We start from the raw sequence: 18,566 nt of genomic DNA, 5'->3' as shown, positions 1-18,566 counted from the left end.
GAGTCGCCGACATCCCCACCCCGCGGGACGGACACCGCGTCAGATCGCAGTTCTGACGCCGCGCGACACTGCTGCGCCGATCCCGGACGTCCGCTGGGGCAGGACGGGATGTTCTTGACGAAGCCGATTCCACAGAACGCCCTGGCGAACGATCTACCGCTTCGCCCGTCGTAGGTCGCCGGCGTCATCAACCTCATGCGCGACCGGCTCCGCCGGGCAGTACGTCTCAGCAGCGGCAAGACCCCGCAGGCCGCAGCCGTCATCATGGACTCACAGTGTGAAGACCGCCGAGACCGTCGGCAAGGACAGCTGCGGCTACGGCGCCGCGAAGAAAATCGACGGCCGCAAGCACCACATAGACCACATATTTTGACACCCGCGGCCTGGTTCTGCTCGTCATCGTCACGCCGGTCAATGTCACCGACCGGGGCGCCTGCGAAGTCCTCTTCCGGCTCCACCTCCTGCACCCCGAAATCGTCACCGTCCGGGCCGATTCCGCCTACGCGGGCACCCTCATGATCTGGGTGAAGACACAACTCGACTCACGATCAAGACGGTTCGACGACCACCGAACACCAGCGGCTTCGTCGACGTCCCCGCCGTTGGGTCGTAGAGAGGTCGCTGTCCTGGATCACGCGGGCCCGCCGTCACCGCCGCAACCACGAGATGGTGACTCACCGTCTCACCCGCAAGCCGGCCCGACAGCCGGTACGCCCGCCAGTCATCCCAGCCTCGATGCCCGTCGCCCCCTGACCACGAACAACGCCATCGCTAGTCGAAGTAGCCGTTCCCGATGTACGGGTACAGAGAGCCAGGGCACTGGGTGGGGGGATCCCGGTCGACGTCTTTGTGCCCCTTCACATGGCGGCCTTCCACGCGCGCGCCGGCCTGGTCGTAGCGCCGCACCCACTCCATGACCGCCTTGGTCTCCCGCAGCATCACGTCGGTCGGCTTCGGATCGCCGCTGCCGATCAGACCGCAGATCGCATAGTAGCGCTCGTTTGCGTACCGACTGCCGTTCGCTCCCGGCTGGGAGGCGAGCCCACGCCCCACGAAGGTGTACCCGTGGTGGCAGATCAGGTAGTTGTAGGCGATGTCCCAGTACCGCTCGCCCCCGGTGATCGGGGACGGGTGCATGTGCCGATGCTGGATCAGGCGCACCTGGTAGTAGCAGTCGTCGAGCGGGGCCGGGGTGCGACCGGGACTGTGCTCCTCGCGCATCTCCTTCCCGCCCCCGGCGTAGTGCAGGACGATGCCGCCCCACTCCGGCCAGAAGTTGACGGTGTCGGTCTGCGTGGGCGCCGCAGCACGCCACTCTCTGCGGGAGATGAATCTCGGAGCCGGTGCCGCCTTCGGAGCGGCTTCCCTGTCCTTCCCGTCTGGCCCGACGAGGCGCTGCTGTCCCACCTGCTCGATGCGCTGTGCCCACTCCCGCTCGGTTGACGGCCACTCCCGGTGCTCCGGGTACGTCAGCATCCTGCCCCCTCATAGTTGCAACCTGTGGTGTTTCAGCCTGGGTGAACGCGAGACAGCCTGCTGAGGCTGACCAAACGACACAAGGGCTTTGGGCTGTCCCGGACACGACGCCACTGTCCGAGCTGGTCAACGCGTTGTCCGGGACACCACGCGGTCCGCGCCACCTGCGTGACGGAGCATCTCTCTGGGGAACAGCGCGCCTTCGGACTAGCGGAGTGCGGCTGCTGCCCGCACCATCTGTTCTCTCGCGGCTACGAGCTTGAAGTCGATGATTGGGACGAGCGGTTCGATGACGCTGCTGAGCCTTCCGGCAGACCTCGTCCAGAGTCTCGGTGCCCCCGCCGGCCGCTCGGCACATCCCGAGGGTTCGTAAGCACATACATCTGCGGGGCCAGGCTGCCGATCAGCGGACTGAGCTTCAGGATCGCCTCGACGTGCGTCAGGGTCGCGGGTTGGAGTTGACGTGCATGTCGCCGGTCTTCGCGAGCCATCGCGGGGCGCCGGTAGGCGTTGCGGACGTCCCTGCGTGCGTTGATCTGCTTCTCGATGCTCCGCAGTCGTGGGTCGTTCGGACGCTGCCCCAGGACGGACGTCATGTCCACGCCGTCCGGCGACATCCCCGACCAGCAACGACACATCCGTCCCTCCTCGATAGGGGCGCCGAGTGTACCGGCCGGTGCTGTCGACGGGGGCATGGCTCCCAGCGCCGCGCTCGACCGGGCGCTCGGAGAGCTGGGTCCGAGGACGGCCGAGTACATCCAGCATGTTGCGGACGAAGTGATCGATGTCTTCTCCCCTGACGGCGAGACGGACGTCATTTTGCGGTTCGCGCGGGATTTTCCGCAGCTGGTCATGAGAGGGCTGCTCGGCATGGACGAGCGGTACGCCGCCGGCGTCGGCCAGAGCGTCCCCAGCCTGATCGGCGCAACACGCTACTCCCCTTATGTCAGCGAGAACGATGTCAACGAGGACGATCGAGCGTTCCGCCAGCTCAACGCATCTTTCAGACTGGAGGCCCTCCTGATCCAGCTCGTGGAAGAGAAGCAGAAGACCCCCGGCCGGGATCTCGTCTCCTGGATGCGTCACCACGGCCGGGACCTCACCCTCGAGGTGACGAGCCCATCTTCACCACGGCTCCCCCGCCGCGACGTCCCACCAGCCAGGCCGCCCGCGTCGTCGGCAGCTGGCGCTCCGTTCTGCGACCGCCCCGTACGAAGTAGCAGACGCCCGCGAGCGGATGTTCACGAGGGCCGCGGCCCCGACGGCATGACGCTGGGCCCCCCACGTCTGCCGTCGACGAGGCAGAGATGGTGGAGGACCGCCTCCGGCGTCAGGCGTCGCGCGCCTGGACGATCATCGGGACGCGGTCGGGGTGAGCCATCGATGCGAACGCCTCGCGTGGCGTGCGGCCGGGTACGGGGCGCAGCTTCCAGCGTCCCAGGATGGTGGCCAGCGCGATGGTGGCCTCTGTCCAGGCGAAGGAGTCCCCGATGCACCTTCGGTTGCCCGCGCCGAAGGGCATGACAGCCTCCCTCGGGAGGTTGGCCCGCCGCTCCGGCAGCCACCGGTCAGGGTCGAAGCCGTCCGGCTCGGCGTAGAGCGTCGGGTCGCGGTGCATGGCGTAGAGACTGAAGGCGACCTCGACGCCAGCGGGGATGTGGAATCCGCCGAGCTCGACCGGCTCGATGGTGCGGCGCATCAGCAGCACCACCCCGTGCAGCCGGATGACCTCATCCAGCACGCGCTGGATACTGGCCAGTCGGGGCACATCTTCGAAGGCAACGGGGCGGTCGCCCACAACCTCGTCGACCTCGGCCACCAGTTGCTTCTCGACCTCAGGATGTTCGGCGAGATGGTGCAAGGCCCAGCTGAGCGTGGAGGCCGTGGTCTCCGTGCCGGCAAACAGGATCGTGACCAGCTCGTCCCGGATCTCTTCGTCGGTGAGGGCCTCACCCGTGTCCGCGTCCCGCGCGGCGAGCAGTACGGACAGCAGGTCCGCCCGGTCGGTCTGCCCCGACTCGCGTGTGGTGGCGACCACCTGGTCGATGACCTGGCGCATGCTCGCGACGGCCCGGTCGAAGGATCGCCAGATCGGCAGCTTGTCGAGAACCTTCGGCGATGCCGCCCGCACCAGCATGTTCTTCAGAATGATCGGCAGATCCCGGCGAACCGCCTCCACGGCCGGCCGCCCGATGTCCGCAGAGAACAGCGTCGCCGCCAGCGTCTCGATGGCGAACTCGCCCATGACCTGGTCCACGGCGATGCGCTGCCCGGCCGTCCAGGAGTCGGCCAGCGCGCGGGCCCGCTCGCTCATCACCTCGGCGTATCCGGCGATGCGCGCCTTGTGGAACATGGGCTGTATCAGGCGGCGGTGCCGGCGGTGGACTTCGCCGCCGGCCGTCGCGAGCCCGTTGCCGACCAGCGGGCGGACGCGGTCGAAGAGCCGCCCCTTCTCGAAGTGTCGGCCTTGCGTCACCATGACGTCGCTGATCAGGGAGGCGCTGGTGGCCACGTAGATCGGCATCGTGCCGATGTCGACCTGGACCAGCTCGCCCGTCTTCCGAAGGGAGCGGACGAAGGAGAGCGGGTCGCTCTGAAGCCTCAAGACGTGCCCGAGGAGCGGTATGGCGCCCGGGGCGCGGGGAATCGCCGCCAACTCAGCTGACACGGGAATCCTTTCGCGAGGCGGTGCTCTGCGCCAGGCCCCGCGTGGAGGGGGGATCCGGCCTGCACGGTGTGGTCTGCGAAGTGCTGCTGCTGTGGTCGGGGAGGACTGCCCGACTGATCAACTACGGCGCATCGTACCCACGGTTCACCCTCGTTCCAATGGGGCAACTGCACAGCACGGCAGCGCGAAGGGGCGCCCGCACCTGGGACAACAGGGTTCTCGTCGGAGCGGACGGCCCTCCCTCGGCCTCACCAGAAACGACCCGGCGACCTGCTACCGCCAGAACATCAACGAACTCCACCAGCGGCGGTCTGAGGCGGGTAGCGGGTCAGGCTCCGCGATCGGGGTGGAAACGGGAGCTGTGTCAGGTAGCGGCTGCGACTTCGGCGGTGCGGCCGCTGCGACAGGCTGCTCGGTGCCGCTCGACGACTGCGGCTTGAAGCGTACGGGCAGGGAGTAGACGCGCTCGGACAGCCAAGCGGCGCTCGTCTGCAACTCGGAGGCTGGCACTGAGAGTTCGAGGCCGGGGAGCAGCGACAGCAGAGTGTCGATGCCCGTGTCCGCAATGGCACGGCCGATGTCCTGGCCGGGGCACTCGTGCGGGCCAGAGCTGAAAGAGAGGTGGGACCGGTTGCCGTGCACGGGGGCGGACAGGTCGGCCCGGATGTCGGGGTCGACGTTGCCAGCGGCCAGGCCGAGCAGCAGCATGTCGCCGACCCTGATCTGTTTACCAGCCAGCTTGGTGTCGCCCGTGGCCCACCGGCCCGGGATCACCGAGAGGGGCGGGGCGTCCCACAGCACCTGCTCCAGTGCGTCGGGCAGTGTCATCTGGCCGCCGGACAGGCTCGCTCGGAAGCGACGGTCGGTCAGCAAGAGGCGAAGGGTGTTCGCGATCAGGTTGACCGTGGTCTCATTCGCGGCGACAAGGATCAGCCGCAGATGTTCGACGACCTCGTCCTCGTTGAGGTCGGACTTATGACCTATCAGCTGGGATGTCAGGTCGCGCCCGGGCTTCTCCGATTTGCGCTTCACCAGCTGGCGCAGCGTCTCGGTGACGTATTCGTTGCTGGCCAGGGCCGTTTCGGAGCCCTTCATAAGGTCCAGGGTGGCCTCGACCAGACGTGGGCCGCCCTCCTCGGGCATTCCCATGAGCTGGGTCATCACCAGCATCGGCAGGCGCTCGGCGTAGTCCCGGATCAGGTCGGCCTGCCCGGTCGCCTCGAAGGTCGCGACCAACTGCTTGGTGTAGCGGGTGACATAGCGTCGCACGCCTTGGCGATTGAACTGCCCCAGGCTCTCGGTGACCGCCGCGCGGAGACGGGCGTGCTCGTCACCGTCGGCGAAGACGCACAGCGGCTGCCATCCCACCATCGGGATCAACGGGGAGTCGGCCGCCACCTTCCCCTGCACAAACGGCGTCCAGAGGCGCGAGTCGCGGGAGAACCGCGACGGCGTCCGCATGACCTCGAGGTTCTCCCGGTGCCCGAGGACCAGCCACGCGGGATGGTCACCGTGCAGCAGCACAGGCGCGACGGCACCGTGTTGCTGGCGCAGCTGCTCGTACAGACCCCGTGGGTTGGCCTCCGCCTCGGGCCCGTACAGCCGGTGTATCCCCTCGGGACTCATGCCGTGCGCGGGACAGCCAGGGGGCGGTGCCACTGCGGAGCTGTCGGGAGATGCTGCTGGGCGCGGGGTGGTCACAAAGCCTCCGAAGCCATGGTCAAGGAGGAGCGGCCACCGTCGTGGAGGAGACTCCCGGTAGGGCGCTCACAAATGTCTCTACTCGCGCCGGACCACGGGCCGCAGACCCTGCAGCGGTCACACAAGATCCGGAGCCGAACGCAGCATATCCCCGCCTCGCCTCCACCCGACAAGCCGTCAGGCCAGCAGCGGCAAGATGTGAACTCAGCTGACTGCAAACCAAGTTGCGTCAGCAAACTCGCCACCGGGACTGCCCGTGGCCCTCGCCAAGGGCGTGCGCCGCTGGCGGGCGGGTCTCCTACTCGGGATGGCTCACGCCACGGCCATGCCCGTTTTCGAATGACTGACGAGCTGCCCGAGTTGCGGCGAAACGAGGATGGCGTCCTGCTGATGGCGATATCTGAATCTGAATCTGAATCTCCCCACCCGGTGCTCGGCCTGGCCCCAGAGCTGCTCGGCTTGATTCCCCAGGCAGACCCGCGCTGGCCTGGGGAGGGAGCCAGCCGGAATACGCAGGAAGTCTGTCGTCACGTCATGAACCTGCCGATCAGCGGTGGTATGACGCTCTGTCGACCTCGGTAAACCGCACGCTTACCGCTACAGCGGTTTTGGCGATCTGAGGAAGCACCGCCAGAACAAGATCAGGTGCCCGCATCTGTGGTTGCCTGTTCCGGCGTATTCCGGCTGACCCCCTCCGTAGGGGGTGTTGTCCTGTCGTGGTCTGGCGTGGCGGCATCACGCACGTGCTGTGGCTCGGTAAACACGTGGCGTGGCTGCTCCTGTCCTTGTCGTGCCGTGCTGGTTGTCTGGTTCTGGCCGTGTCGCGATGGGCGCTTTTGAGGCGGGTGGCGTCAGCGTCGCCCAGACCAGATGTCTCAGTGCTGTCGTGCAGTGGCGGGACGAGGGCCGGAGGTGAGTGGCGTGGGAGAGGGTGGGCCAGGTTCGCGTTCCAGGTGGTTCAGTGCTGTGCATTTGTGGATCGCGACACTCACAGGCCTGGTTGCCCTGGGTATCTCGCTGTACAACTTCGCGGTACTGCAGGGGGCGCCGAAAGTCGACATCGCACTTCCCCGCCGTGTGACGATCGAGCCGCGTGCGCCGGGTAATGCAGTCCACTTCTTTCTGCAGCCGACGCTGTCGATTCGCCGCAAGACTGAAAGTGTCGAGGTCATCACTGATGCGCAGCTCAGGCTGCTGCCGGCCGGTGCGACCGCTCCTCGGCCCGAGTTCTATTGGCTCGATTCCGGCAACTTTGTCTACGACTTCGAAGCCAACAACGACCATTGGGAAAAGAGCAGCGACCCCACCCCGATCCTGGTCAGTCAAGAAAGGCCCAGCCTTTCGACATTCAACTTCAATGCAGACAAATGGAATTTTCAGCCTGGTCGGTACGAAGGATTGCTGATCCTGCACCGGTCCGGCGGTGCTCCCATGACGGCGAGGTTCTGTCTTCTCGTTTCGGCTGACGACGTGAAGACATTCAAGGAGAGTGCGGAACGTGACGCCTTCGTGTTTCGCAATGATATCCTCGGCACCTCGGTCGCCACTCGGAACTCTGACTGCTACATCTCAGTCCATTGACGCCACTTGGTGGGGAGTGCTGCAGGGAGCGGAGCCTGGGGGCCCAGCCGGAGTACACCCGGAACAGGCAACCGCAGTAAATGCGGCACCTCATCTCATTTCCAGCGGAGCATCACACCTCGCCTGTCTCCGACGAAGAAGGCCGGTCGTGCCTCACTTCGCCCAGGCGGCCGAACATCCGGTGCAGCGTTAGCTGCTGCTCGCGTCAACTACTGAACTTGAACTTGTGATGTCGGTGGGTCGGGCCCCTCGGAGCCGCATTGGAGAACTCGCTGGTCCTGCGACGGGTGGTCTGCCATGGTGATCGCGTGCCAGATGAATTGACGACGCAGCCACCGATGCCGGATGCGAAGTGGTCGGCTGGGTCGTTGCGGATCACGAGTCGGACGATCAGCGCGGAGGAGATCTCAGAGGCGTTGGGGCTCGATCCACATGACAGGTTCGAGCAGGGCAGTCTGGCCATCCCATGCAATCCGGACAGCTTCCGGCGGGAGTCCAGCGTGTGGATCCTCACAAGCGGCCTGGGCAGTGACCGCTGGCCTGACGAGCACGCTGCGTCGCTGATCAAGCTGCTGGAGGGACGCCGCGAGGCACTGGGTCGGCTGGCCGCCGATTGCGAGGTGGAATTGTGCCTCGGCTTCGGCAGCGAGAACGGTCAGGGCGGATGTGTTCTGCCCGCTGACCTGTTGAAGGAGGTCGGCCTGCTCGGGATCGATGTGGTGTTGGACCTGTATCCGCCGACGCCCGACGACGTGTCCTCCACGGCGGAATGAACGCCTCTGGTGTCACCCGTCATCATTGCGGCGACGGTTGCGGGCGGCGCGAGCCTGTCGCGTCGGGCCCGGGTGTTGCCGCCGAAGACAAGCCCTTCATGGGGGCTGGGACCGAGCAGAGCCGCGAAGAGTGGAGACACAGTGGTCCGCCGCGGTCGCTGGTCTCCCCGCCATGCGTGACGGAGTCGCCCCCTGCTGGGCGTCTGATGCGCACTGCTGGTCGTCCGTCTTGTTCGCCACAGCCCAGGGTCGGCCATCACCTGATCGCGCACATGGGCGGGGTGGGTCGTCACCCATGCCACCACCTTGCCAAGAAGCCCCACCAGCGATGCCGGGCCACGTTCGCGGATCCTGGTTCCCTCGCCGCGGATGTCGGCGCTGGAGGGATCGACGACGAAAGGACCGGGTTCGCGTTTCCTTCGCTGCCCCCTCCCGAAGTCCGGTCGGCGGGGCTGATCGGCGGGAAGCGGACGGGCAGGGCGGTCAGAGCCCGGTGGAAGGGGCCCTGCCGCCACTCCAACTCCTCGACAGGAGCTGCCAGTTCAATGTCAGGGAGCCGGTCGAGGAGCTTCTCCAAGGCGACCTCGGCGATCAACCGGGCGGGGGTTTTCGCCGGACAGGTGTGCGGGCCCGCGCTCCATGCGAGGTGCGCGCGGTTGCCGGCCCGGCGGTCGCCGGCGAGGCCTGGGTCGGTGTTCGCGGCAGCCAGGCTGATCAGAATGGGTTCACCCTCGCACACGAGGGTTCCGTCGAGCTCCAGGTCGACGAGTGGATAGTGGATGGCGTAGTTCGCCAACGGCGGGTCCGTCCACAGCACCTCGTCGATGGCGTCCTCGACGGGCATGCTGCCGCCCGCGAGATCACCGGCAAACCGGTCGTCGGACAGCAACAGCCGTAGCCCATTGCAGATCAGGTTCTGCTGGGGCTCGGTGCCGGCGCCCATCAGGAGCACCAGCTGATGCATCATCTCCTCGTCGGTGAGCTGCGCAGGATGGGCCATCAGCCAGGACGTCACGTCCTGCCCCGGGTGTCTGCGCTTGAGTGCGACCAGTTCGGCGACCCCCTCGGTCAGCAACGTGTTCGCCTTCTCAGAGTCGGCGTTGGCGTCGAAGATCCCGGACATGCCCTCCATCAGCTTGTCCCCGGTGTCGGGCGGGCAGCCGAACAGTTGGTTGAAGACCAGCAGTGGCAGGACTGCACCGTACTCGTTGAGCAGATCCGCGCGCCCCCTGGGCCCGATTCGGTCGATGAGGGTGTCGGCGCTGTGCTCGACGTAGCCCCTGAGCGCGTTGGGGTCGAGGCGGCCGAGGCTGTTGGTGATGGCCCCGCGCAGTCGGCTGTGCTCCTCCCCGTCGGTCCACAGGGCGTTCGGACGGTACATCATCATCGGCACGACCGGGCTGTCCGCCGGTACCGTCCCGTCGGCGAGAGCCTGCCAGCGGCGCGGGTCCTTGGAGAAGCGCTCCGGACTGCGCAGCACCTCCAGAGCGGTCTCATAGCCGGTGACCAGCCAGGCGCGTACACCGGGTGATATCTCCACGGGCGCGACGGAACCGTAGGCGCGCAGCCGGGTGTACGAGGCCATGGGGTCGGCGGCGAACCCTGGGCCGTACAGCCGCTCGGCCGTACGCGCCCCGGAGTGCGCGGGGCAGCCGGGAGGAGGTACCGCGTCGCGCGTGGGCCGGGGCGTCGTCATCGTTGCTCCTGAGGGGTGCGGGTCTGGAGGTACTCGATGAGGGAGATCAATGCACTGGCGGAAGACGTGGCTTCCCGTGCGTCGCAGGTGACCAAGGGGGTTTCCGGGAGCAGGTCGAGAGCCTCGCGGATCTCCGCCTCGGGGAAGACCGGCGCGCCGTCGAACTGGTTGACGGCGACCGCGTACGGCATGCCGTGCTCTTCCAGCAGACCCATGATGTCGAAGGACTGGTCGAGCCTTCGCGTGTCCGTCAGCACCAGTGCGCCGAGCGCTCCGACAAGCATGTCCTTCCACAGCCGGGTGAAGCGCTTCTGGCCGGGGGCACCGAAGAGGTACAGCACCAGGGACTCACTGAGCGTGAGGCGGCCGAAGTCCATGGCCACGGTTGTCGTGGTCTTGTCGGGGATCCCCGCAAGGTCGTCGACGAGTTCACCGGCTTGCGTCATCGATTCTTCGGTGCGCAGCGGCCGGATCTCGGAGAGGGTGCCAACGAACGTGGTCTTGCCGACGGCGAAGTGGCCGACAACGAGGATCTTGACCGCAGTCGTGACCGTGTCCGCGACGTAGACCGGGTCAGAAACGGGAGCGGAGCCCATCCAGAACCTCCTGCAGGAGTTGGGCGTCGGGCAGTTGTGCCTTGGGGACGGGAGGCCGGACGGTGATATGGCCGCTGTCGATGAGGTCGCTGAGCAGAACCTTGGTGACGCTCATCGCGAGAGAGAGGTGTCCGGCCACTTCGGCGACCGACAGCGCTCCTCCCCGGCACAGTTCCGTGACGCGCCGCTTCTCGGGGCTCAGGCCGTTCACGGGACGGTTGTTCACAGCCGTCACCAGCGTCACCAGGTCCAGTGTGTTGCGCGTCGGATGGGCACGGCCTTCCGTGACGACGTACGGCCGTACGAGTCCTCTGTCACGCCGGGAGCGTGGCGGGGTCATGCCGTACCGGAGTCGTCTGACCCGCGGGGTACGGAGTTCCGCCGCGGCGGACTGGTCAGCTCCTTGCCCAGCCGGTCGACCAGCTTGTGCATGCTGTAGGTGACGGCTTCCATGTCGACGTCCTGGCCGGCGGAGACCGCAAGATAGGCTCCCGCGCCGGCGGCCACCAGGAAGACATACCCGTCGACGAACTCGACCAGCGTCTGCTGCCACGGCGAGGTCTCCTGTCCGCAGAACTCGGCGGTACTACGGCTGATCGACTGCAGTCCGGACAACGCCGCCGCTTGCCGTTCGGCCTCGTCGCGCTCGATGCCCTGGGAGTGGGCGCGGAGCATGCCGTCCGCGGAGAGCAGGATCGCGTGGCGGGCTTCCGGAACCTTCAGGCCCTCGTCGAGCATCCATCCGAGTTCGTTGGTCATATGGCCGGTCATTCCTGAGTGTTCCCTTCGCTGTCGGGGGAGGCGTCGCGGCCGGAGCGGGTGCCGCGGGCGAACGCGCTCATGCGGGAGGCGGACTCGGCGGCGGGGCGGACGAGCGCGGGATCGGAGAGCGCCGGGGCCGTCGGCTCGCCGGCCGCCGTGTGCTGCGGCGTGTGTCGTCGCCGCTTGGGCAGGCCTCCCTCGGTGGACGATGGTGCTGTCTCCACTTGGGGCAAGGGGGAGGATTCGGCGGAGGGTTGGGGGTGGCCAGGTGCCTCGGCGGAACCCGGTTGCGCTGCCGCGTCGCCGACGGCTTCGGCCTCGGGCGCCGCCGCGGAGGCCGACTCGGCGGCGGGCAGCGGCTGGGCTCCCTGCAAGGGGATCGGCGGGCCCATGAAACGCACCCGGTTGAGGAGCGCGTTGGGGAGAAAGAGCACGGCCCGCACGCCTCCGTACGGGGACTGGGAGTCGACAGAGACGCTGAATCCGTACCGGGCAGCGAGTACGCCGATGACGGCGAAGCCGAACTGCGGCGAGTCACCGAGCCGGTTGATGTCGATGTCCTCCCGGCCGGACAGGCGCCGCGCGGCTTCCTCGGTCTCGCGCGCCTCCATTCCGACGCCTGCGTCGTCGACGACGATGCTGACGCCGTTGTGGGCGGGCCGGATGCCGACTTCGACAGTGGTGTTGGGCCGGGAGTGCCGCGCCGCGTTGTCCAGCAGCTCGGCAACCGCGAGGACTACCGGCTCAACGGCTCGGCTCACCACGTCCATGTCGACCTGGGAGTGCAACTTGACGCGTCGGTAGTCCCGGATCCTCGACGTCGCACCGCGTACGACGTCGAGCAGCGGTGACGCGGCCCGCTGCCGTCCGGGCCACGAGCCGCAGAGCACGGCGATGGCCTGTGCCCTCCGGCCGAACTGCGAGTTGGCGTGGTCGATCTCCAGGAGGTTCTGGAGCACATCCGGGTCGTCGTGCCGGTCCTGCATGTCCGAGATCGACAGCTGCTGCTCGTTGGCCAGGGCTTGCAGGGCGCGCATAGCCGCCTTCAGTGTTGCCTTCGCCGACTTGTCCGCCCGGGACTGCGCGACCTCGGCGGCCCCGGTGAACTGCTCGACGATCTTCTGCAGGCTCTTTCCGTACGGTGTTCCGGCGAGCTCGGCGTCGAGCGGTCCGGGCACGGGTGCCGTACCGCGGGATGCCTCGACCAGAGCAGGGAGCCGAACCTCGGCGAGGTGCCGGGCCTCCTCCTCACGGGTGAGCAGGTCGGCCTCGAGGCTCGTCTGTCGACGGCGCAGGGTAGCGGTGATCCGGTGCTCGCGTACCAGCAGCAACAGTCCGGCGAGAGTGACCGCGGCAAGGCACCAGAACACCGCCTCCGGTATGTGTTGTGTCATCAGGTCCTCATAAAGGGGGATGGCGGCAGGCCCGGAGGAGGCGGGACGGGCAGAATCCGGCTCTGAGGACCCATCGGATTTCGATCGGCCGGGGCCGGACGCGGAACCGTGGCTTTGGTGATGCCAGGGATCACCCATGTCCATCAGGGGCGCTGGAGTGCCTGATCATCCTCGGTCCGAGGGGAGGCTTCAAGCGCGTCACGGGAACAAATGGAGTTCAACAAGGCGCTACCTCCTGGTAGCTATCCGTTACGTCCGGTATGACGGCAACTTGGGCGGCTCCGCAGCAAGTCCGAGCCCCCATTACGTTTTTCGCGGTCCTGCAATAGGGCCGCTGGCCTCCGGGCCCGGCATGACTGTGCCCCCCTGTCGAAGGCATTACCTGGGGGTGGTGTCACCGGGCCCGGGAGGTGCCGTCGGAGACGCTGATCCAAAACCGCCCCCCGCCGTCCTCGTCCAGCGCAAACTGCTGGCCACGAGGATCGAGGAACTGCTGGAGGGCCACATCGAAGTCGATCTCCTCCGCCGCATGGAAGCGGAAGATCGCCGCCACTCGGCGGCCGGCCAGACCCGCAGTTCCGGGCACTCGGCGTCAGCCGGGCGGGACAGCACTTCCTCCGCCCGGGGCGCCGGCAGCACGGCACCGCCTTCCGAGTACTGGCACCTCCAGCCACTCTCACCGACGAGATCGAGGACCGCCTGCCAGTCCTCCATCGTGGTATCCGGGACACGCGCCTCTGGCAGCGAACCCATCAGGTCAGGGTCGGAGAAGTACGCGACGTCATCCCACAACAGCTCAGACACTCCGCCATGCTGCCCGGCGTCCCCTCCCAACGCAGCCCGCTTTCCTTGACGAGCCCCATAGGGGCACCCCCGGGCCCAGGTCCGGGGCGACCGGCACCGTCTCAGGACGCCGACGTGCCTGCCGGTCCCCGCCAAGTGGCCATGGGCATGCCATCATGGCCGCATGCGTGTGCTGATTCCGGTCCCCGACCACGATTTCGACGTTACCGAGACATCCCACGCGCGTAACTCGTCAAGCGGCTGCAGCAAGGTCCGCCGCGGACTGGTTGGGGAATGCCTTCAGCTCGTCATAGGGCTGGTGGTGCTGGAGGCAGTGGAAGAGCATCCCCATGAAGCGGTTGAAGAGGTTGCGCTGGGCGGCGACATGGCGGTCGCCTGCCACTTTGCGACGGTCATAGTGGGCTCTGGCGCCGGGGGACGCGGTCAGGGAGGCGAAGGCCCAGACGTAGCCGACGGCAGCCAGTCGCTGGTTCTTGACCCGGCGGGCCATCACCGTGCAGCTTTTGCCGCTTGCCCTGGTAACTGGTGCACTGCCGGCGTAGGCCTTCATCGATCCGGCGGTGGTGAAACGGGATCGGTCGTCGCCGATCTCGGCCAGGACCCGGGCCCCGGTTAAGGAGCCCAGGCCCGGAAAGCTGGAGATGACCGGGGCGTCAGGGTGCTGTTCGAAGGCCTCCCTGGTGGCAGCTTCCAGCTCGTCGGCGTTGGTGCAGGCGGCCTCCAGCTGACGCAGCAGGGCCGCGGTCTGTCGACCGAAGGCCTCCTCAACCTGAGGTGGTTGGTGGAGGTACTCGCGGCGGAGGACCTCGTGGAGCCGGTCGGCCTCGGCTTCGATGCCGCGCAGGCGTCCAGCCTGCCTGAGCAGAGACTGGAGACGTCGGCGCGTGAGACGGGCCGCCGCTGTCGGCGTTGAGGCAGCGGCCAGGATGGTCCGGGCCTCGGGCGAGCAGATGCCCTCGCGTTTGTCGGCGAAGGCGGCCAGGATCGCCGGGTAGAACTCGCGCAGCTGAGATCGGAGCTTGTTGTGAGCCTGGCCCTGGTCCCAGACCGCGTCCTGCTGGGCCCGCGCCAGTACCGCGATCGCCTGTGCCAGCTCGGAATCCTGCGGGAGGGGACGGTGGGCGGCCATGTCGGTCCGCAGAATGTTCGCCAGGGCAGCGGCGTCGATGGCGTCCGACTTCTTCCTCGCGACCGAGTGCCGATCTCGGTAGCGGGCCACCGCCAGCGGATTGATCGCGAACACCGGGCGTCCCGTCGCGCGCAGACAGGCGACCAGCAAGCCCCGGGAGGTCTCAATGGCGACCGGGATCGGATGTTCCTTGCTGTCACCGTGCTCGGTCAGCAGGGCTGTGAGCTGTGTGAATCCGGCAGCATCGTCGCTGATTCGCAGCTTGGCGAGCCGTGTCCCGCCGGCGTCGACGAGCGCGACATCGTGGTGGTCTTCTGCCCAGTCCACCCCGCAGAACACTGGCACCGGTAATCCTGCGATCTCCATCATGTTCTCCCTCGTACTCTGGTGTTCCGGCAGGCCAGAGCCTGTGCAGGTTGCGCGTGCTCCCTAATGGAAGTGCTCAAGGCACAACATCCCACCAGCCGTTCGCAACCCCAGCGAACTGCACGGTCCTTCGTCTTCGCGAGAGCTCCCAGGCTCGCGATGCGATGAAAGGTGTTCCGTGCGGTTGGCTCAGGCCACGACCATCGAAGCCCCCGGTTCGTACCGCCTGGTGAGGTGTTCTGAACTGGGTCTTCTGAGACCCGTTGTGAGGCCTTTATGCCCTCGTGAGGTGCTGTTGTGCTCGCGAAGCTCAGAGGCTGGAACGGTTCCGGCCGGGGCCAGATCGCTCTCAGTAGAGGACTTCCTGCCCAGGTGGCGGATGAGATCTTCGTCTGGCCGGAACCGCTGCTGAAGCGAGCCCCGCGGTCTGTCGAAAGAGCTCTCACTCCGGATTCGGATAGCGATGACTCGCTTCGCTGCCCATTAGGTGGCGGTGCCCTGGCGCCTGCTCACCGATGCGGGGCACCAGGTCGTCTTCTCCACCGAACGCGCCGGCACACTGCCTGCTGCCGATCCGCGGCTGCTGACCGGCGTACTCTTCGGGCAACTCGGAGCCGAGCCCGACGCCAGGCGCTGCTACCAAGACCTGACGCAGAGCAAGGAGTTCGCCAGGACGGCGGCCTGGGCCGACCTCGAGATGTCGGACTTCGACGGTCTGATCCTGCCCGGCGGGCACGCACCCGGGATGCGGCAGTACCTCGGCTCGGAGGTTCTGCGGCAGCAGGTCGCCGCCTTCTGGGCGCTGGACCGGCCGGTCGCCGCGATCTGCCACGGCGTTCTGGTGCTGGCACGGACGATCGACACCGCGAGCGGTCGAAGCGTCCTTGCGGACCGACGTACGACATGCCTGCCCAAGTACATGGAACGCTCGGCGTATCTGATCTCGGCCTGGCGGCTGGGGCGTTACTACCGTACCTACCCCGCCTACGTCGAGGACGAGGTCAGGACGGCGCTCAGCGCGCCGGCCGCGTCGTTCCAGCGCGGCCCGAGAGTGCTGACCGCCCGCGGGACAGTTTCCGACGACACCCATGCGTTCGTCGTCCAGGACCGTAACTATCTGTCGGCGCGCTGGCCCGGAGATGCCTACCTGTTCGGTCGGCGGTTCATCGAGCTCCTCGATGCCGCGGCCGCATAGGCCGGACAGCGAGAGGGTTGCGCCGGCCGGGTGGTCAGTGGGCGGCGGAGGCCGCCTGCAGGGTCCGGATCACCTCGGTGTCATCGATCTGCTCGAAGTCGTGGTACTCCAGTGAGAATTCGTGTCCTGAGCTGGCTCTTCTGTCATCCACGATCAACACGCCGTCCGGGCCGAGACGTTCGGCAACGTACTCGGGCACGTCGTCCCGGACCGCATCCGCGTCCCAGCGGGCCCCGTTCAGCAGGTGCTGCAGCCCCGCCGGATCACGATGGCCGGCGTACTCCGCCAGCTGCCAGCCGTTCTTCCGCGATTTCCGGCGCCAGCAGCCCCCGGACATAGTCCCGCACCCGCCAGCGCAGATCCGCCCGCCCGAACCGGCCGGCCACCCGCGCGAACACCGACTCCAACTCCCCAGCCCAGTCTTCGATTTCAGCCATCCCCCTCCATGACCGGTCAACGAGAAAACCCAGCTCACGACACGAATTCTCACTGGAGTACCGGCCGGACCGGCCCCCAGAGCTGGCAGTCCCCGACGCGTACGTCCCGCGGAAGCAGGCGGACGCCTGAGCCGCGCGCCATGACGAGCGCACTGCTGGGCGTGGTCGATTCCATTCACCTGACAGTGTGTGTATTGACCGTAATCGATCAAATATGGGCATAGGTCGGCCAACGGAGGTTCTCGTTCCGGCACAGTCACATGGCGAACCCGAACTGACTATGCTCCCCCGCGTGTTGCGCTGCTCTCACAGCGAGTCACAGAGTGCTGTGTTACGCGCGGACGGAGCCTGGCCGCAGGGAGACGTGACCACACGTGCGATCTCGGGGACCCATCCGGGGGCACCCATCGGAACACTTGTGCTCGGCTGAGCCGGAGTCCCGACCGATCTTGCCGGCGCACCGCATCACCCTCAGTCCACTAACTTCAGATTGTTTAGGGACCCCTCGATGGTTCGTGCAGGTTCATCCCTCAGAGCCCTGCCACGTGCAGTGGCTCCAGCATGGCTAATCCCCGGTGTTCTGGCCGGGGCCTGCGGTATAGCGCTGTTCATTGTCCCGGCACAGATACGCCCACCGGTTGCCTGGTGCGGCCTCGTGGCAGTCGTCCTGACGGCCATCACTTCGGCTGAGACGGCGCGCCGGGCGCGCTCGGCAGAGGCGGCCCGCCATGCCCAGGCGACCGCTGGTGTGCAGCAGTACTACACGCAACGCGAAGCGGCGTTATTCGGGCGCTTGTCCGATCAGCGGGCCACCACCGTATGGCTCGCCGAAGAGCTCCTGCCCGCGGCAGTCGCCCGTCTCCAGAAGGGTGAGCCCGCGTCGGAGATCCTGCAGTCCGTTATGTTCGGGGAACATCTCGACAGCGAGTTCGCCGAAGCACTCCGGGCAGCTCTGCGGACGCTCCTGGAAGCCGTGGAGGCCGAGGAGCACACACGGGACTCCTCACAGAGGGCGTTGGTGGCGATCGCCCGTCGGGTCCAGGCCATCGTGCATCAACTCGCCAAGAACCTCCACGACATGCAGATCCTGCACGGCACGGATGTCGTAGTCTCCCACGGCCTGCAGAACGTCGACCATCGCAATGCCCTGATCGGGCGCCTTGCGGCCAGCATCGCTGTGCTGGGTAACGCCCGGCCCGGGCGTCAGTGGTCGAAGGCCATCCCTCTCTACGACATCGTGCGGGGGGCCATGTCACGCATCGTGGACTATCCACGGGTGAAGCTGCAGTCGGTGACTGAGGTGGCCGTGATCGGTCAAGGAGCCGAGCCGCTGATCCACCTGCTCGCCGAGCTGCTCGACAACGCCACGACCTTTTCACCGCCACACACCCCGGTCGAGGTGACCGCGAGCGAGGTGCCTTCCGGTATTGCGATCGAGATCGAGGATCGTGGGGTTGGCCTCACCGAAGAGGTCCGGCAGCGCATTGACCGCGTCATGGCTCAGGCATCATCCGGCATGGATCTGGCCAACCTGGGCGAGGCGACGCAGCTCGGCCTGCCCGTGGTCAGCAGGCTGGCCCGCGAGAACGGCCTCGACGTCGACTTGCGCACTTCGGCGTACGGAGGCGTCCGGGCCGTGGTGCTCGTCCCGCGGCGCCTGATCACCACAGTTCAACAGCCTGCCCCGAAGCACACGGGCGCACCGACCGTGCCAAGGCCGACAACGACGCGCGATGCTGCAGCGGATTCCGTCGAGGTCAAACAGGCCGCCAACGGACTGCCGCAGCGGCAACGGCAGTCGCCCGTCCCGACACCGGTCGTCCGTACGACTCCCCGTCCCACGGCTGCTCCGACTCCCTCCCCAGGAACAGCCGGCACAGCCCGGCGGCCGGGCCTTATCTGGGAAGCGTTCAGCGGCGAAAGACCGGGCACAGACCCTTCCAGCCAAACCAGCGAGCCATCAGATAAGGATGAGTAACCGTGCCGCA

Annotated in this window: 14 protein-coding genes and 1 pseudogene; 4 read left to right on the top strand and 11 right to left on the bottom strand. The window is 67.1% G+C overall.

Annotated features, from left to right (window positions below):
- Nucleotides 1–771: 771 nt before the first annotated feature.
- From ACH492_RS36520 to ACH492_RS36510, 3 genes are all read right to left on the bottom strand, one after another.
- Nucleotides 772–1,476, bottom strand: coding sequence for a peptidoglycan recognition family protein (locus tag ACH492_RS36520; RefSeq protein WP_398993191.1), 705 nt, complete (start codon nt 1,474–1,476; stop codon nt 772–774).
- Between the two features lie 1,330 nt (nt 1,477–2,806).
- A complete protein-coding gene (locus tag ACH492_RS36515) occupies nt 2,807–4,144 on the bottom strand; it encodes a cytochrome P450 (protein WP_398993189.1) in 1,338 nt (445 codons plus the stop codon).
- A gap of 273 nt (nt 4,145–4,417) precedes the next feature.
- The gene (locus tag ACH492_RS36510; protein ID WP_398993187.1) at nt 4,418–5,770 is read right to left on the bottom strand and encodes a cytochrome P450; all 1,353 of its coding nucleotides are present in this window, start codon (nt 5,768–5,770) and stop codon (nt 4,418–4,420) included.
- Nucleotides 5,771–6,811: 1,041 nt separating this feature from the next.
- Here ACH492_RS36510 and ACH492_RS36505 point away from each other — a divergent pair.
- The gene (locus ACH492_RS36505; protein ID WP_398993185.1) at nt 6,812–7,426 is read left to right on the top strand and encodes a hypothetical protein; all 615 of its coding nucleotides are present in this window, start codon (nt 6,812–6,814) and stop codon (nt 7,424–7,426) included.
- 260 nt (nt 7,427–7,686) lie between these two features.
- Nucleotides 7,687–8,199, top strand: a complete 513-nt coding sequence (locus tag ACH492_RS36500) for a DUF4279 domain-containing protein (RefSeq protein WP_398993183.1) — start codon at nt 7,687–7,689, stop codon at nt 8,197–8,199.
- A 289-nt stretch (nt 8,200–8,488) separates the two neighbouring features.
- Here ACH492_RS36500 and ACH492_RS36495 read toward each other — a convergent pair whose 3' ends face one another.
- The 7 genes and pseudogenes from ACH492_RS36495 to ACH492_RS36465 all read right to left on the bottom strand — a co-directional run bounded on the left by ACH492_RS36495 (nt 8,489) and on the right by ACH492_RS36465 (nt 14,946).
- Nucleotides 8,489–9,895, bottom strand: a complete 1,407-nt coding sequence (locus tag ACH492_RS36495; RefSeq protein WP_398993181.1) for a cytochrome P450 — start codon at nt 9,893–9,895, stop codon at nt 8,489–8,491.
- Nucleotides 9,892–10,491 (bottom strand): GTP-binding protein, encoded by a 600-nt coding sequence (locus tag ACH492_RS36490; protein WP_398993179.1) that lies wholly within the window; start codon nt 10,489–10,491, stop codon nt 9,892–9,894. The genes ACH492_RS36495 and ACH492_RS36490 overlap by 4 nt, the downstream gene beginning before the upstream one ends.
- Entirely contained in the window at nt 10,469–10,831 is a 363-nt protein-coding gene (locus ACH492_RS36485) for a DUF742 domain-containing protein (RefSeq protein WP_398993178.1), read from the bottom strand. Before ACH492_RS36485 ends, ACH492_RS36490 begins: the two co-directional genes overlap by 23 nt.
- Nucleotides 10,828–11,262 (bottom strand): roadblock/LC7 domain-containing protein, encoded by a 435-nt coding sequence (locus ACH492_RS36480; RefSeq protein ID WP_398993176.1) that lies wholly within the window; start codon nt 11,260–11,262, stop codon nt 10,828–10,830. Before ACH492_RS36480 ends, ACH492_RS36485 begins: the two co-directional genes overlap by 4 nt.
- Nucleotides 11,259–12,647, bottom strand: a complete 1,389-nt coding sequence (locus tag ACH492_RS36475) for an ATP-binding protein (RefSeq protein ID WP_398993174.1) — start codon at nt 12,645–12,647, stop codon at nt 11,259–11,261. The genes ACH492_RS36480 and ACH492_RS36475 overlap by 4 nt, the downstream gene beginning before the upstream one ends.
- A 490-nt stretch (nt 12,648–13,137) precedes the next feature.
- A pseudogene (locus tag ACH492_RS36470) lies at nt 13,138–13,451 on the bottom strand (hypothetical protein); the annotation flags it as partial.
- Between the two features lie 232 nt (nt 13,452–13,683).
- A complete protein-coding gene (locus tag ACH492_RS36465; RefSeq protein WP_398993279.1) occupies nt 13,684–14,946 on the bottom strand; it encodes an IS110 family transposase in 1,263 nt (420 codons plus the stop codon).
- Between the two features lie 493 nt (nt 14,947–15,439).
- On the opposite strand from ACH492_RS36465, the gene ACH492_RS36460 reads away from it, so the two are divergent.
- Nucleotides 15,440–16,141 carry a type 1 glutamine amidotransferase domain-containing protein gene (locus ACH492_RS36460; RefSeq protein ID WP_398993173.1) on the top strand — a complete coding sequence of 234 codons (702 nt, stop codon included), beginning with the start codon at nt 15,440–15,442 and terminating at the stop codon, nt 16,139–16,141.
- Between the two features lie 34 nt (nt 16,142–16,175).
- On the opposite strand, the gene ACH492_RS36455 is transcribed toward ACH492_RS36460, so the two are convergent.
- Complete coding sequence (locus tag ACH492_RS36455; RefSeq protein ID WP_398993171.1) at nt 16,176–16,478, bottom strand: hypothetical protein; 303 nt, start codon at nt 16,476–16,478, stop codon at nt 16,176–16,178.
- A gap of 608 nt (nt 16,479–17,086) precedes the next feature.
- On the opposite strand from ACH492_RS36455, the gene ACH492_RS36450 reads away from it, so the two are divergent.
- Nucleotides 17,087–18,556, top strand: a complete 1,470-nt coding sequence (locus ACH492_RS36450) for an ATP-binding protein (protein ID WP_398993169.1) — start codon at nt 17,087–17,089, stop codon at nt 18,554–18,556.
- Nucleotides 18,557–18,566: the final 10 nt, after the last annotated feature.

Source organism: Streptomyces sp. NPDC019443 (genome assembly GCF_044389785.1).
Taxonomy (GTDB): domain Bacteria; phylum Actinomycetota; class Actinomycetes; order Streptomycetales; family Streptomycetaceae; genus Streptomyces.
This window is presented reverse-complemented; position numbering and strand designations above follow the sequence as displayed.